Annotated in this window: 14 protein-coding genes; 11 read left to right on the plus strand and 3 right to left on the minus strand. The window is 75.1% G+C overall.

All coding sequences use genetic code 11. The features are described from left to right. Positions 1-83 precede the first annotated feature (83 nt). From purD to ACQP04_RS01785, 4 genes are all read left to right on the plus strand, one after another. Positions 84-1,346: a phosphoribosylamine--glycine ligase gene (purD, locus tag ACQP04_RS01770; RefSeq protein ID WP_433505340.1), complete on the plus strand. Its 1,263-nt coding sequence runs from the start codon at positions 84-86 to the stop codon at positions 1,344-1,346. A 296-nt stretch (positions 1,347-1,642) separates the two neighbouring features. After that, complete coding sequence (locus ACQP04_RS01775) at positions 1,643-1,909, plus strand: hypothetical protein (RefSeq protein WP_037049472.1); 267 nt, start codon at positions 1,643-1,645, stop codon at positions 1,907-1,909. A gap of 265 nt (positions 1,910-2,174) precedes the next feature. After that, the gene (locus ACQP04_RS01780; RefSeq protein ID WP_433508274.1) at positions 2,175-3,296 is read left to right on the plus strand and encodes a pyridoxal phosphate-dependent aminotransferase; all 1,122 of its coding nucleotides are present in this window, start codon (positions 2,175-2,177) and stop codon (positions 3,294-3,296) included. Between the two features lie 7 nt (positions 3,297-3,303). After that, entirely contained in the window at positions 3,304-4,119 is an 816-nt protein-coding gene (locus ACQP04_RS01785) for an ion channel (protein WP_433505341.1), read from the plus strand. Here ACQP04_RS01785 and ACQP04_RS01790 read toward each other — a convergent pair. Then, positions 4,037-5,041: a threonine aldolase family protein gene (locus ACQP04_RS01790; RefSeq protein ID WP_433508275.1), complete on the minus strand. Its 1,005-nt coding sequence runs from the start codon at positions 5,039-5,041 to the stop codon at positions 4,037-4,039. The genes ACQP04_RS01785 and ACQP04_RS01790 overlap by 83 nt on opposite strands. A 290-nt stretch (positions 5,042-5,331) precedes the next feature. Between ACQP04_RS01790 and ACQP04_RS01795 the strand changes: the two genes are divergently transcribed. The 7 genes from ACQP04_RS01795 to ACQP04_RS01825 all read left to right on the plus strand — a co-directional run bounded on the left by ACQP04_RS01795 (position 5,332) and on the right by ACQP04_RS01825 (position 10,710). Beyond that, positions 5,332-5,847: a SigE family RNA polymerase sigma factor gene (locus ACQP04_RS01795; protein ID WP_433508276.1), complete on the plus strand. Its 516-nt coding sequence runs from the start codon at positions 5,332-5,334 to the stop codon at positions 5,845-5,847. Between the two features lie 25 nt (positions 5,848-5,872). Further along, positions 5,873-6,577, plus strand: coding sequence for a hypothetical protein (locus ACQP04_RS01800; RefSeq protein WP_433505342.1), 705 nt, complete (start codon positions 5,873-5,875; stop codon positions 6,575-6,577). A gap of 28 nt (positions 6,578-6,605) precedes the next feature. Beyond that, positions 6,606-7,163, plus strand: coding sequence for a TetR/AcrR family transcriptional regulator (locus ACQP04_RS01805; RefSeq protein WP_433505343.1), 558 nt, complete (start codon positions 6,606-6,608; stop codon positions 7,161-7,163). 19 nt (positions 7,164-7,182) lie between these two features. Next, positions 7,183-8,601, plus strand: coding sequence for an adenylosuccinate lyase (purB, locus tag ACQP04_RS01810; RefSeq protein WP_037049477.1), 1,419 nt, complete (start codon positions 7,183-7,185; stop codon positions 8,599-8,601). Next, entirely contained in the window at positions 8,598-9,431 is an 834-nt protein-coding gene (locus ACQP04_RS01815; protein WP_433505344.1) for a phosphoribosylaminoimidazolesuccinocarboxamide synthase, read from the plus strand. The genes purB and ACQP04_RS01815 overlap by 4 nt, the downstream gene beginning before the upstream one ends. Before the next feature lie 172 nt (positions 9,432-9,603). Continuing rightward, positions 9,604-10,350 carry a DUF2334 domain-containing protein gene (locus tag ACQP04_RS01820; RefSeq protein WP_433505345.1) on the plus strand — a complete coding sequence of 249 codons (747 nt, stop codon included), beginning with the start codon at positions 9,604-9,606 and terminating at the stop codon, positions 10,348-10,350. Between the two features lie 72 nt (positions 10,351-10,422). After that, positions 10,423-10,710, plus strand: a complete 288-nt coding sequence (locus ACQP04_RS01825) for a hypothetical protein (RefSeq protein ID WP_433505346.1) — start codon at positions 10,423-10,425, stop codon at positions 10,708-10,710. Positions 10,711-10,797: 87 nt separating this feature from the next. On the opposite strand, the gene ACQP04_RS01830 is transcribed toward ACQP04_RS01825, so the two are convergent. Both ACQP04_RS01830 and ACQP04_RS01835 read right to left on the minus strand, forming a co-directional pair. Beyond that, a complete protein-coding gene (locus ACQP04_RS01830) occupies positions 10,798-11,760 on the minus strand; it encodes a zinc-binding dehydrogenase (protein ID WP_433505347.1) in 963 nt (320 codons plus the stop codon). Between the two features lie 51 nt (positions 11,761-11,811). Beyond that, positions 11,812-12,462, minus strand: coding sequence for an MBL fold metallo-hydrolase (locus ACQP04_RS01835; RefSeq protein WP_433505348.1), 651 nt, complete (start codon positions 12,460-12,462; stop codon positions 11,812-11,814). Positions 12,463-12,560 lie beyond the last annotated feature (98 nt).

Below are 12,560 nucleotides of genomic sequence, written 5' to 3' on the forward strand. Positions count from 1 at the left end.
GGCGGGCGATGCGCCCCGGACGGGTGAGCGGGATCATGCGGCGGGGACGGGACCGGCCGTCACGGCGTCTAGGCTTCCGACCCGTGCGCGTACTGGTCGTCGGGAGCGGAGCCCGAGAACACGCCCTCGTCCTCGCCCTGGCGCAGGACCCCCAGGTGACGGCGCTGGCCTGCGCCCCCGGCAACGCGGGGACCGCGGCGGTCGCCGAGCAGCACGGGCTCGACGCCCGTGACGGCGCCGCCGTCGTGGCGCTGGCCCGGGAGTGGGACGCCGGGCTCGTGGTGATCGGGCCGGAGGTGCCGCTGGTCGCCGGCGTCGCCGACGCGGTCCGCGAGGCGGGCATCCCGGTGTTCGGTCCGGGCGCCGCGGCGGCCCGGATCGAGGGGTCCAAGCAGTTCGCCAAGGACGTCATGGCCGCCGCCGGCGTCCCGACGGCCACGTCGATCGTCGTGGACAACCCGGCGAACCTGGACGCCGCGCTGGCCGGCTTCACCCCGCCGTACGTCGTCAAGGACGACGGGCTGGCCGCCGGCAAGGGCGTGGTGGTCAGCGAGGACCTGGAGATCGCGCGGGCGCACGCCATGCACCTGCTCGACGAGGGTCACCCGGTCCTGCTCGAGGCCTTCCTGGACGGGCCGGAGGCCTCCCTGTTCTGCCTGGTCGACGGCACGACCGTCGTGCCACTGGTCCCCGCCCAGGACTTCAAGCGGGTCGGCGACGGCGACTCCGGGCCGAACACCGGCGGCATGGGCGCCTACGCCCCGCTGCCGTGGGCCGACGAGGGCCTCGTCGACGAGCTGGTGGCCCGGGTCGTCCAGCCGGTCGCCGACGAGCTCGCGCGGCGTGGCACGCCGTTCAGCGGCCTGCTCTACGCGGGCCTCGCCCTGACCTCGAACGGCCCCGCGGTCATCGAGTTCAACTGCCGCTTCGGCGATCCCGAGACCCAGGTGGTGCTGGCGTTGCTGCGCACGCCGCTCGCCGGGGTGCTGCACGCCGTCGCGACCGGCACCCTCGCCGACCACGCGCCGCTCGAGTGGAGCGACGGCGCGGCGGTCACGGTCGTCGTGGCCGCCGAGGGCTACCCGGGCACGCCGCGGCTCGGCGACGTCATCAGCGGCGCGGAGGCCGAGGGCGTGCTGCACGCCGGCACCCGCCGGCGGGACGACGGCGCAGTGGTCTCGGCGGGCGGCCGGGTGCTGTCCGTGGTGGGCACCGGCCCGGACCTCGCCGCCGCGCGTGCCGACGTCTACCGGCGGGTGGAGGGCATCCACCTCGCCGGCTCGCACCACCGCACGGACATCGCGCTGCGGGCGGAGAAGGGCGAGGTCTCGGTCCCCGGACGGTGATCTCCGCTTCACGCGTCCGTGGCCCAGGTTTCCCCGGTGTGTCCCCGCCGTTGCGGCCGGCCGTCCGCACGGTCCCGAAATCCGGCAAACGTGCCGGACGTCCGGGACCAGCGGTGAGCCCGTTCGGAGCAGCGAGCAGGACCGAGGGGCCGACGTTGTCGGCGTGCAAACAGCGTGTAAACCCGTTCGCCGCAGGTTGATCACCGAGCGTCCGGACGGCCAGGGTTCCCCCGTCGTCGCGCACACCGAGGTGCCCGGCGTACCGAAGGAATCCGATCCCCCGAAAGCGAGATCCCATGGGTTCGCACGCTCCCCGCACCACCCGTCCGACCCTCGCGAAGCTGGGCTTCGCGGCCGTGGCCGCCCCGGCCGCGATGCTCGCGGTCGCCGGCCCGGCCTCCGCGGCCGAGCTGGCCCCGGTCGGCGCCTACCTCGACGAGAACGTCACCCACGGCACCCCGCCGCTGGAGCCGGCCCTCGAGTACGTCGACGAGACCGTCGCCGCCACGGACAAGCAGGTCTTCGACGTCGTCGGTGTGCTGACGGGCCAGTTCGAGAGCTGATCCGCCGCCGGGCGGCGGGCCACTCCTGACCGTCGTCCGGCACCGGTCGCCACGGCGCCCGGGCGGGTCCCCCGAAGACCCGTCCGGCGCCGTCCGGCCTCCGCGCCCGGCACCAGGGGCTCACGGCCGGGCGTGACGCGGTGCGGTGTCCGCGGCGGCGGCACCGCACCGCCCGGCCCGGAGTTTTAGGCTCGCGGGCGTGACCTCCCTGAACCCCGGGATCGCGGGCCCCTCGGCCCGGTCCGGCATCGCCCCCTTCCACGTCATGGACGTCTGGGCGGCGGCCGGCGAGCGGCAGCGCACCCGCGGTGACCTGATCAACCTCTCCGCCGGGCAGCCCTCCACCCCGGCACCCGCACCCGTCCGGGCCGCCGCCGCGGCGGCGCTGGAGACCGAGGTGCTCGGCTACACCGTCGCCCTCGGCATCCCGGAGCTGCGGGCCGGCATCGCCGCCCACCACGGGCACGCCTACGGCCTCGCCGTCGACCCCGAGGACGTCGTGGTCACGACCGCCGGCTCCGGCGGCTTCCTCCTCGCCTTCCTCGCCGCGTTCGACGCCGGCGACCGCGTGGCGATGGCCCGCCCCGGCTACCCCTGCTACCGCAACATCCTGACCGCGCTCGGCTGCGAGGTCGTCGAGCTGCCGTGCGGACCGGAGACCCGGTTCCAGCCGACCGTCGCGATGCTGGAGGAGCTCGGCGAGCCGGTGAAGGGCCTGATCGTGGCCAGCCCGGCGAACCCGACCGGGACGGTGCTGGAGCCGGCGGAGCTGGCCGGGCTCGCGCGGTACTGCGAGGAGCGCGGGATCCAGTTCGTGAGCGACGAGATCTACCACGGCATCGGCTACGCGGGCTCGCCCGCAACGGCCTGCGCCTGGGAGACCTCGCGCGAGGCGGTCGTCGTCAACTCCTTCTCGAAGTACTTCTCGATGACGGGCTGGCGGCTGGGCTGGCTGCTGGTGCCCGAGCGGCTGCGCCGGGCCGTCGACCGGCTCGCGGGCAACCTCACCGTCTGCCCGCCCGCGCTCCCGCAGCACGCCGCCGTCTCCGCGTTCACCCCGGAGTCCTACGCCGAGGCGGACTCGCACGTGGAGCGCTACGCCGTGAACCGCGACCTGCTGCTGCGCGGCCTGCCCGCGCTGGGGATCGAGCGGCTCGCGCCCGCCGACGGGGCCTTCTACGTCTACGCCGACGTCGGCCATCTCACCGAGGACTCCATGCGGTTGACCTACGAGCTGCTCGACGAGACCGGGATCGCGGTCGCCCCCGGCGTCGACTTCGACCCCGTGGACGGCCACCGGTACGTGCGGCTGTCCTTCGCCGGGGCGACCGAGCCGATCGCCGAGGCGCTCGAGCGGTTGCGGCCCTTCGTGGCGAAGCGGTCATAGTGACCGCATGACCCGTGCGGACGCACAGCGCGAGGAGCCGCGCATCGCGGCCTGGAACCGGTGGCTGGACTGGCCGCTGACCGTCCTCGCGGTCGCGTTCCTGGCCTGCTACGCGTGGACGGTGCTGGACACCTCGCTGTCGCCGGACACGCGCGCGGCCGTCGACACGGGGCTCACCGTGGTCTGGGTCGTGTTCGGGGTGGACTACCTGATCCGGCTCGCGCTGGCCCGGCGGCGCCTGCGGTTCGTCGGCACGCACCTGCTCGACCTGGCGATCCTGCTGCTGCCGATGTTCCGCCAGCTGCGGGTGCTGCGGCTGGTCACGGTGATCAGCGTGCTGAACCGGCAGCTGCGGGACGACTTCCGCGGCCGGGTCGCGGTGTACGTGACCGGCACCGTGGCGCTCGTCGGGTTCGTCGCGGCGCTCGCGGTGTACGACGCCGAGCGCGCCGCCCCGGATGCGTCGATCACGACCTTCGGCGAGGCGGTGTGGTGGACGATCACCACGATCTCGACGGTCGGCTACGGCGACCGCTACCCGGTCACCGTCGAGGGGCGGATCATCGCGGCGACGCTGATGGTGGCCGGGATCGCGCTGCTCGGCGTGGTGACGGCGTCGATCGCCAGCTGGTTCGTCGAGAACCTGCGGCGTACCGCCGAGACGACGGCCGAGCGCACGGAGAGCGAGCTCGCCGAGTCCGAGCGGAAGATCGACCAGCTGCTCGAGGAGGTGCGCCGGCTCAGTGCGCGGCTCGACGCGCTGGAGCCGCAGGCTGCCGGACGGCCCGCTCCAGCGGTCCGATCCGATCCAGCGCCGCGCTGACGTCCGGGTCGGTGAGGTCGGCGTGGGTCATCAGCCGGACCTTCCCGGACATGGCGCTGACCCGCACCCCGGCCTCGGCGAACCGGGCGATCGTCCCGGCCAGGTCGGCCACGGTGACCAGCACGATGTTGGTCTCGGGTTCCTGCACCCGCCAGCCCCGCTCGCGCAGGCCGGCGGCGAGCGTGGCGGCGCGGGCGTGGTCCTCGGCCAGCCGGTCGATCCGGTCCAGCGCGACCAGCCCGGCCGCGCCCAGCACGCCGCCCTGCCGGACCCCGCCGCCGAGCATCTTGCGCAGCCGCCGGGCCTCCTCGACGAACTCGACCGAGCCGGCGACGACCGACCCGACCGGCGCGCCGAGGCCCTTCGACAGGCATACCTGCACGGTGTCGGAGCCGACGGTCAGCGCGCCCGGCGGCACGCCGAGCTTCACCGCGGCGTGCCAGAGCCGCGCGCCGTCGAGGTGCACGGCGAGGCCGGCGGCCCGGGCGGCGCCGGCGACCTTCGCGTGCTCCTCGGGCCGGGTGACGGTGCCGCCGGCGGCGTTGTGCGTGTTCTCCAGGCACAGCAGCCGGGTGCGCAGCGTGTAGTACGGCCCGGCGGTGCCCGCGGCGCGGCGGACCGCGGCGGCGGAGACCTTGCCGGGCCCGGCGTCGTGGTCGAGCGGCTGCGGCATGCCGCCGGCCAGCCAGGCCGCGGTCCCGAGCTCGGCGTCGAGCACGTGGGCGCCCTTCGGCGCGAGGAACGAGTCGCCGCGGTGCAGGTGCGACATCAGCGCGATGAGGTTGCCCATCGAGCCGCTCGGCGTCCACAGGGCGGCGGACGCCCCGAGGATCCCCGCGACCCGCTCCTCCAGCTCGCGCAGCGTGGGGTCGCCGTCGAGGACGTCGTCGCCCACCTCGGCGTCGGCCATCGCCACGCGCATCTCGCGGGTCGGCCGGGTGACCGTGTCCGACCGGAGGTCGATCGGCGCGTCCGGATCCGGCTTGCTCGCCTTGGCCCGGGCGGAGACGGCCGAGGAGACAGCTCTCGCCGCAGGTCGCCGGGATCGCGTCGGGGTCCGCATCGGACGGAATTCTGTCAGTCCCCGCCACGCTCGGTCCCGTCGGGTCACGAAAAGGTCACGACGTTGGGCCGGACGGGTGAGGTCTGTGGCGGGATGCAACCGTGGTCGGCGTCCGCACCGTCACGTCGGTGACGAAGGGAGGGCGCCGGGTGGACGACGCCGCCGAGCGCGCGTTCGCGGAGTACTTCCGCGCGCGCCGCGACGCCGTGCGCCGCACGGCCTTCCTGCTGTGCGGGGACTGGCACCGGGCGGACGACCACGCGCAGTCGGCGTTCGTCGCGCTGCACCGGCACTGGCACCGGATCCGCGACCCGCGGGCGCTCGACGCCTGGGTGCGGCGGACGCTGGTGCGGGCGGTCGTCGACGAGTCGCGCCGGCCGTGGCGCCGTGAGCGGCCGGTCGAGATCACCCCGGACCGCGCGGCCACGGGCCCGTCGGCCGACGGGGTCGCCACGCGGACGGCGCTGGTCGACGCGTTGCGCGCGGTCCCGGCCCGGCAGCGCGCGGTCCTGGTGCTGCGGTACCTGGAGGGACTCGACGTCGCGGCCACGGCGGAGGCGCTCGGCTGCTCGACCGGCACGGTGAAGAGCCAGACCGCGCACGGGCTGGCGGCGTTGCGGGCGATCCTGGGGGACACGCTCGACGACCTCCGGGCCGCCGGATGAGGGGCGGGACGAGGAGGTGACCCGGATGGAGAACGACGACGACCGGCTGGCGGCCGCCTTCCGGGCCGCCGTGCAGGACGCCCCCGAGGCCGGCTTCGACCACGAGGACGTGCTCGCGGGCTCGCAGCGGCTCGCCCGGCGGCACCGGATGCTGGTCGCCGGCGGTGTCGCCGCCGCGGTGATCGTGCTGGCCGGCGGGGTGACGACCGGGGTCGTGCTCACCCGCGACGGCGGCACCACGACCTCGGCGGCGGCCCCGGCGCCCGAGCGGGCCGAGCAGGCGGGACCCGGTTCGGCGGCCGACGCGGCGGCACCGCGGGCCGCGGCGGCCCCGTCGGCGCCCTGGTCGGGAGCGCCGCTGGGCCCGGCCGCGGGGGACTGCGTGAACCCGCAGGACCCGGAGCTGCGGGCGCTGGTCGAGGCGGCGCTGCCCGGGCTGGCGGGCGCGCGCGAGGCGCCGACCACGATGATCTGCCGGCCCGGGGGCGGCCGCGAGGTCAACCTGGAGGTGACGGACGGCGCGCTGACCGGCCTGCTCACCGTCGTCTACACCCCGGCGGGGGAGCCGCCCGCCCAGACCGCGACCGCCGTCGGCTGGGTCACCGCGGAGGTGCCGACCGCCTCGGGCGGCACCGTGGTGGTGACCTCGCGCGGCGACGCGGACTCCGGCGGCGTCCCCTTCGCCGACGACGTCCGGTCGGTGGCGGAGGCGCTCGGCCCCCGGCTGTGAGCGGCGGACCACAGGGCAGACTGGCGGCGTGACCACGGAGAAGGGCGAGCGCCGCCGGCAGGCGCTCACCGAGGCCGCGGGCGAGCTGCTCCGCGAGGGCGGCTTCGGCGCCGTCCGGCACCGTGCGGTCGCCGAACGCGCCGGGCTCCCGCTCGCCTCCACGACGTACTACTTCGACTCGCTCGACGAGCTGGTCACGGCCGCGGTCGAGCTCACCAGCCGGCAGGAGCTCGCGGCCGGCCGCGCGGAGCTCGACGCCGGCACCGAGGCCGACCCGCTCGAGCTGGTGCTCGACCAGCTGCTGGGCCGGGACTCCCGCAAGGGCGGGCTCGACGCGGTGCTGCTGCGTTACGAGCAGCTCGTCGGGGCCGGGCGGCGGCCCTACCTCGCCCCGCTCATGCGCACCCTGCGCGCCGAGCTCGACAGCCTGCTCACCGAGGCCCTGGCCCGTGCCGGGCACCCGCTCGACACGGGCGGGCTGCGGCGGGTGATCGAGGTCGTCGACGGCGCGGTGCTGTCCGCGCTGATCGAGGCCGACCCCGACCCGCGGGCCACCGCGCGGGCGGCGCTCCTGCGCGTTCTGTAGCCACGTACCCTGGTCAGACGTGATCCCCAACGTGCTGGCCGCGCGGTACGCGAGCCCCGAGCTGGTCGAGATCTGGTCGCCCGAGTACAAGATCGTGCTGGAGCGGCGCCTGTGGATCGCGGTGCTCAAGGCGCAGCGCGATCTGGGTGTCGACGTGCCGGAGCAGGCGATCGCCGACTACGAGCGCGTGGTCGAGCAGGTCGACCTCGCCTCGATCGCCGAGCGCGAGCGCGTCACGCGGCACGACGTGAAGGCCCGGATCGAGGAGTTCAACGCCCTCGCCGGCCACGAGCAGGTGCACAAGGGCCTGACCAGCCGCGACCTCACCGAGAACGTCGAGCAGCTGCAGATGCGGCTGTCCCTGGAGCTGGTGCGGGACCGCACGGTCGCGGTGCTGGCCCGGCTGGCGCGCCGGGCGTCGGAGTACGCCGAGCTGGTCATGGCCGGCCGCAGCCACAACGTCGCGGCCCAGGCCACCACGCTCGGCAAGCGGTTCGCCTCCGCCGCCGACGAGCTGCTCGTCGCGTACCGGCGGCTGGAGGAGTTGCGGGCGCGGTACCCGCTGCGCGGCATCAAGGGCCCGGTCGGCACGGCCCAGGACATGCTCGACCTGCTCGACGGCGACGCCGCCAAGCTGGCGCAGCTCGAGTCCCGGGTCGCCGGGCACCTCGGTTTCGCGGGCGTGTTCACCAGCGTCGGGCAGGTGTACCCCCGCTCGCTCGACCACGACGTCTGCTCGCTGCTCGTGCAGCTGGGCGCGGCGCCGTCGTCGCTCGCCACCACGATCCGGCTGATGGCGGGCCAGGAGCTCGCGACCGAGGGCTTCAAGCCCGGCCAGGTCGGGTCGAGCGCGATGCCGCACAAGATGAACACCCGCTCCGCGGAGCGGATCAACGGGCTGCAGGTCGTGCTGCGCGGCACCGCGTCGATGGCCGCCGAGCTGGCCGGGGCGCAGTGGAACGAGGGCGACGTGTTCTGCTCCGTCGTCCGCCGGGTCGCGCTGCCCGACGCCTTCTTCGCCCTCGACGGCCTCTACGAGACCACCCTGACCGTGCTCGACGAGTTCGGCGCCTACCCGGCCGTGATCGCCCGCGAGCTGGACCGCTACCTGCCCTTCCTCGCCACCACCAAGGTGCTGATGGCGGCGGTGCGGGCCGGGGTCGGCCGGGAGACCGCGCACGAGGTGATCAAGGAGCACGCGGTCGGCGTCGCGCTCGCGATGCGGGAGAAGGGCCAGCAGGACAACGACCTGGTCGAGCGCCTGCAGGCCGACGAGCGCCTGGGGCTCCCGGCGGGCCTGCTCGACGGGCTGCTCGCCGACCCGCTGTCCTTCACCGGCGCCGCGACCGCGCAGGTCGCCGCGGTGGTCGCGCAGGTCGCGGAGATCACGGACGCGCTGCCCGAGGCCGCGGCGTACACCCCCGGAGCGATCCTGTGAAGCTGCTGCACTCCGGCAAGGTCCGGGACATCTACGAGGACCGGGGCGACATCGTCCTGGTCGCGTCGGACCGGCTGTCGGTGTTCGACGTCATCCTCCCGACGCCGGTGCCGGACAAGGGCAAGATCCTCACCTCGCTCTCCCTGTGGTGGTTCGACAAGGTCGCGGACCTCGTGCCGCACCACGTCCTGAGCTCCACGGACGTCCCCGAGGAGTTCGCGGGCCGGGCCGTGCGGTGCCGGCGGCTGGAGATGTTGCCGGTCGAGTGTGTGGCCCGCGGCTACCTGACCGGCGGCGGCCTCAAGGAGTACCGCGAGACCGGCACCGTGTCCGGCATCGCGCTGCCGCCCGGGCTGGAGGACGGGTCGCGGTTCCCCGAGCCGATCTTCACGCCCTCGAGCAAGGCGCCGAAGGGGCAGCACGACGAGGCGATCACGTTCGCGCAGGTCGAGGACCTGGTCGGCGCCGAGACCGCGGCCCGGATCCGGGACCTCACGCTCGAGGTCTACCGGATGGGCGCGGAGATCACGGAGAAGAACGGGATCCTGCTCGCCGACACCAAGCTGGAGTTCGGCCGGGACGCCGACGGGCGGATCGTGCTGGGCGACGAGGTGCTCACGCCGGACTCGTCGCGGTTCTGGCCCGCCGACCAGTGGGAGCCCGGCCGCCCGCAGTTCAGCTTCGACAAGCAGTACGCGCGGGAGTGGGCGCTCTCGACGGGCTGGGACAAGACCGAGCCCGGCCCCGAGGTCCCGCCGGAGGTGATCGCGGCCGTCCGCGCCCGCTACGCCGAGGTCTACGAGCGGATCACCGGCACGCCCTGGCGATAGCCCCGCTCAGGAGCCGCAGTATGGTTTCCACAACGCGATCTTGGACCGGGTTCTGGCGCATCATGGTTCCATAACGCCACGTCAGAGCCGGTTGTCGAGCGTTGTGGAACCATAATGCGGTTCTCACGTCAGGGTCGTCGGGCGTTCACATCGGGAGCGTTCCCTTCGGGGCATGCCCGCTCGACTGGTCGTCTCGCTCTCCGGGCTCACCGACTCCCGGGCCGACGCCCTGCCCCGCGCCCGCGCGCTGGCCGCCGACCTCGACCTGCGCGGCGTCCCGCTGACCCACCTGCTGCAGCCCGCCTCGCCGGACGGGCCGCCGTCGCCCGAGCTGCTGGGGTGGCTGCGCGAGCGCACCCGCGGTGCCGACGAGCTCGCCCTGCACGGCTACGACCACACCCCGGACCCCGCGCGGCGCGGCGGCGTCGGGCGCAAGGGCGAGTTCGCCGTGCTGCCCCGGCACGAGGCCGGCCTCCGGCTCACCGCCGCCCGGCGCGCGCTCACCGGGCTCGGGCTCGGCACCGCCGTGTTCGCCGCGCCGCGCTGGCTCGCCTCGCCCGGCACCGTCGAGGCGGTGCGCGAACAGGGCTTCCGCATGTGCCTCGACGACGGCGGCGTCCACCTCTTCGACGACGGCGTGCTCCTGCGGGCGCGCGCCCTCGGCTTCCGGCTCGACGCCGTGGTGTCCGGCGACGACCGGCGGCGGGCCGAGTCCTGGCGCTGCCGGGTGCTGCACGCCGAGGCCGTGCGGATCGCCCGCCGGGCGGGTGTCGTGCGGATCGGCGTGCGCGCCAAGGACCTCCGCCGCGACGACCGGGTCCGCACGGTGCGGGGGACGGTCGACGCCGTCCTCGCCGAGGGGGCCTGGCCCACCACCTACGCCGCGCTGTCCGCGACCCCGGCCGTCCGCACCGCCTGAGGCCCCTGGCGCTTCCACGATCGTCGGAGGACCCTGTCCGGCTCCCGCAGGACCGCGAGAAGGGAGAGGGACATGCCGCACGGCCGCTGTGTCATCTACTCGTTCGCCGGTGACGAGCAGGAGATGATCGAGAAGGCGAAGGCCGGCGTCCTGCCGCTCATGCAGGCCCAGCCCGGTTACCTCGCCTACGGGGTGATGACCCAGGAGGGGAAGATCATCTCGATGAGCGCCTGGGCGTCGCAGGCGGAGGCCGAGGCCGCCGACGAGGTCGCCCGCCAGTGGGCCAAGGACAACATCGACGCCACGGTGCTGGAGCGCTTCGTGGGTGAGTACGTCTGGCTCGACATCGGTCAGCAGTAGGGCCACACGCGGGTCGGCACCTCCGGTCGTTGAACCGCACGTTCCCGTCGTCCCGGGATGTGCGGCCGGGAGGTGCCGACCTCGGGCTCAGGGGATCAGCACGGCCTTGCCCGCGACCTCGCGTTCCTGCAGCGCGGTGTGCGCGTCCGCCGCCTTCGCCAGCGGGAAGCGCCGCCCCACCACCGGCCGGATCCGGCCCGCCGCCGCCTCCCGCAGCATCCGTTCCTGACGGGCCCGCCGGCCGCCCCCGAACCCGGCGAGCTGCTCCGTCCCCCGCACGTCGATCCCCCGGGAGTGCGCCTCCACCGGGTCCACCTCGGTCGGACCGCCACCCGCGACGCCGTAGTTGGAGTAGCGGCCACCCTTGCCGACCAGCCCGAACGCCGCCCGGCCGAGCGCGCCGCCCACGCCGTCCAGCACCACGTCGACCTGGCCGGCCCGGCGGCGCACGGCGTCCGCCCACCCCGGTTCGCCGTAGTCGACGGCGAGGTCCGCGCCGAGCGAGCGGACCAGCGCGAGCTTCTCCGCGCCCCGCGCCGCACCGATCACCCGCGCCCCGGTCGACCGCGCGAGCTGCACGAGCAGGCTGCCCGCCCCGCCCGCCGCCGGCAGCACGAGCACGAGCTCGCCGGGCCGCACGCCGAGGTCGCCGAACAGGGCCAGCGCGGTGCCGCCGTCGTGCAGCAGCACCATCGCCTCGGCCGCGCCGAGCCCGTCGGGGACGGGGAGGACGGAGGTCAGGGGCGCGACGAGCTGCTCGGCGTACGCGCCGCCCTCGACGTCGGCCAGCACGCGGCGCCGCAACCAGGCCGGGTCCACGCCCTCACCGACCGCGCGTACCCGGCCCGCCGCCCCGCGCCCGGGGACGTAGGGGAGCGGGGTCGCGAACCGCGGGCCGGCGGCGCCGCGCCGGATGATCGTGTCGAGGGTCAGCACGCCGGCGGCCTCGACCTCCACCACGACCTCGCCCGGCCCCGCGACCGGGTCGGGCACCTCCACCGGCCGCAGCACCTCGGGACCGCCGAACTCGTCCACCCTGATGACCAGCACGTCTCCTCCTCGGGTCGTCGCCGAAACCCACCCTCGGAGGTGAAGTGCGGTTCAGGTCAAGGGTCGGACGGTGGTGGCCTTCTCCCGGTCCAGCACCTCGACCGTGGTCCCCTCCGGTGCGAGGTTGGTGAACAGGCCGTAGTGCATCGCCGGGTTGGCGAGCACCGCCTCGTGGATCGGGACCGCGGTGCGTGGGGTCATGGCGCGCAGGTAGTCCACGGCGTCGCCGGCCTTGAGCCAGGGCGCGCCCGTCGGCAGCAGCAGGGTGGCGACGGGGTCGCGGCCCTCGGGCAGCGGGACGTAGGCGTCGCCCGGGTGCAGCAGGGCGTCGTCGACCAGGTAGCCGTTGTTGCGGATGATCGGGATGTCCCGGTGGATCTCCGCGTGGTCGCCGTTCCCGACCACCTCGATCCGCGCGCCGGCGACCTCGAGCACCGCGCCCGGGGCGGTGGTCTCGTACTCCGGGCCGTCGAGCTGCTCGGCGGTGCCGTCGTCGACGATCAGCCGGGCGTCCGGGTTGGCGCGCAGGAGCGCGGTGAGCCGGTCGGCGTCGAGGTGGTCGAAGTGCTGGTGGGTCACCAGGACCGCGTCGAGGCCGGTCAGCGACTCGAAACCGGTGGAGAAGGCGCCCGGGTCGAACAGCAGGCGGGCGGAGCCGGTGTCGACCAGCACGCAGGCGTGGCCGTAGTGCGTGAGCTGCATGCCCCCACCCTGCTCCGCTGCGCGGCGCCCGGCACGTGCGGGCCGCGTGTCACCAGCCTCACCCGGGCGGGGCGCCGTCGTCGTCGCAGTTCACCGTA

The organism is Pseudonocardia halophobica (genome assembly GCF_050948485.1).
GTDB lineage: Bacteria > Actinomycetota > Actinomycetes > Mycobacteriales > Pseudonocardiaceae > Pseudonocardia > Pseudonocardia halophobica.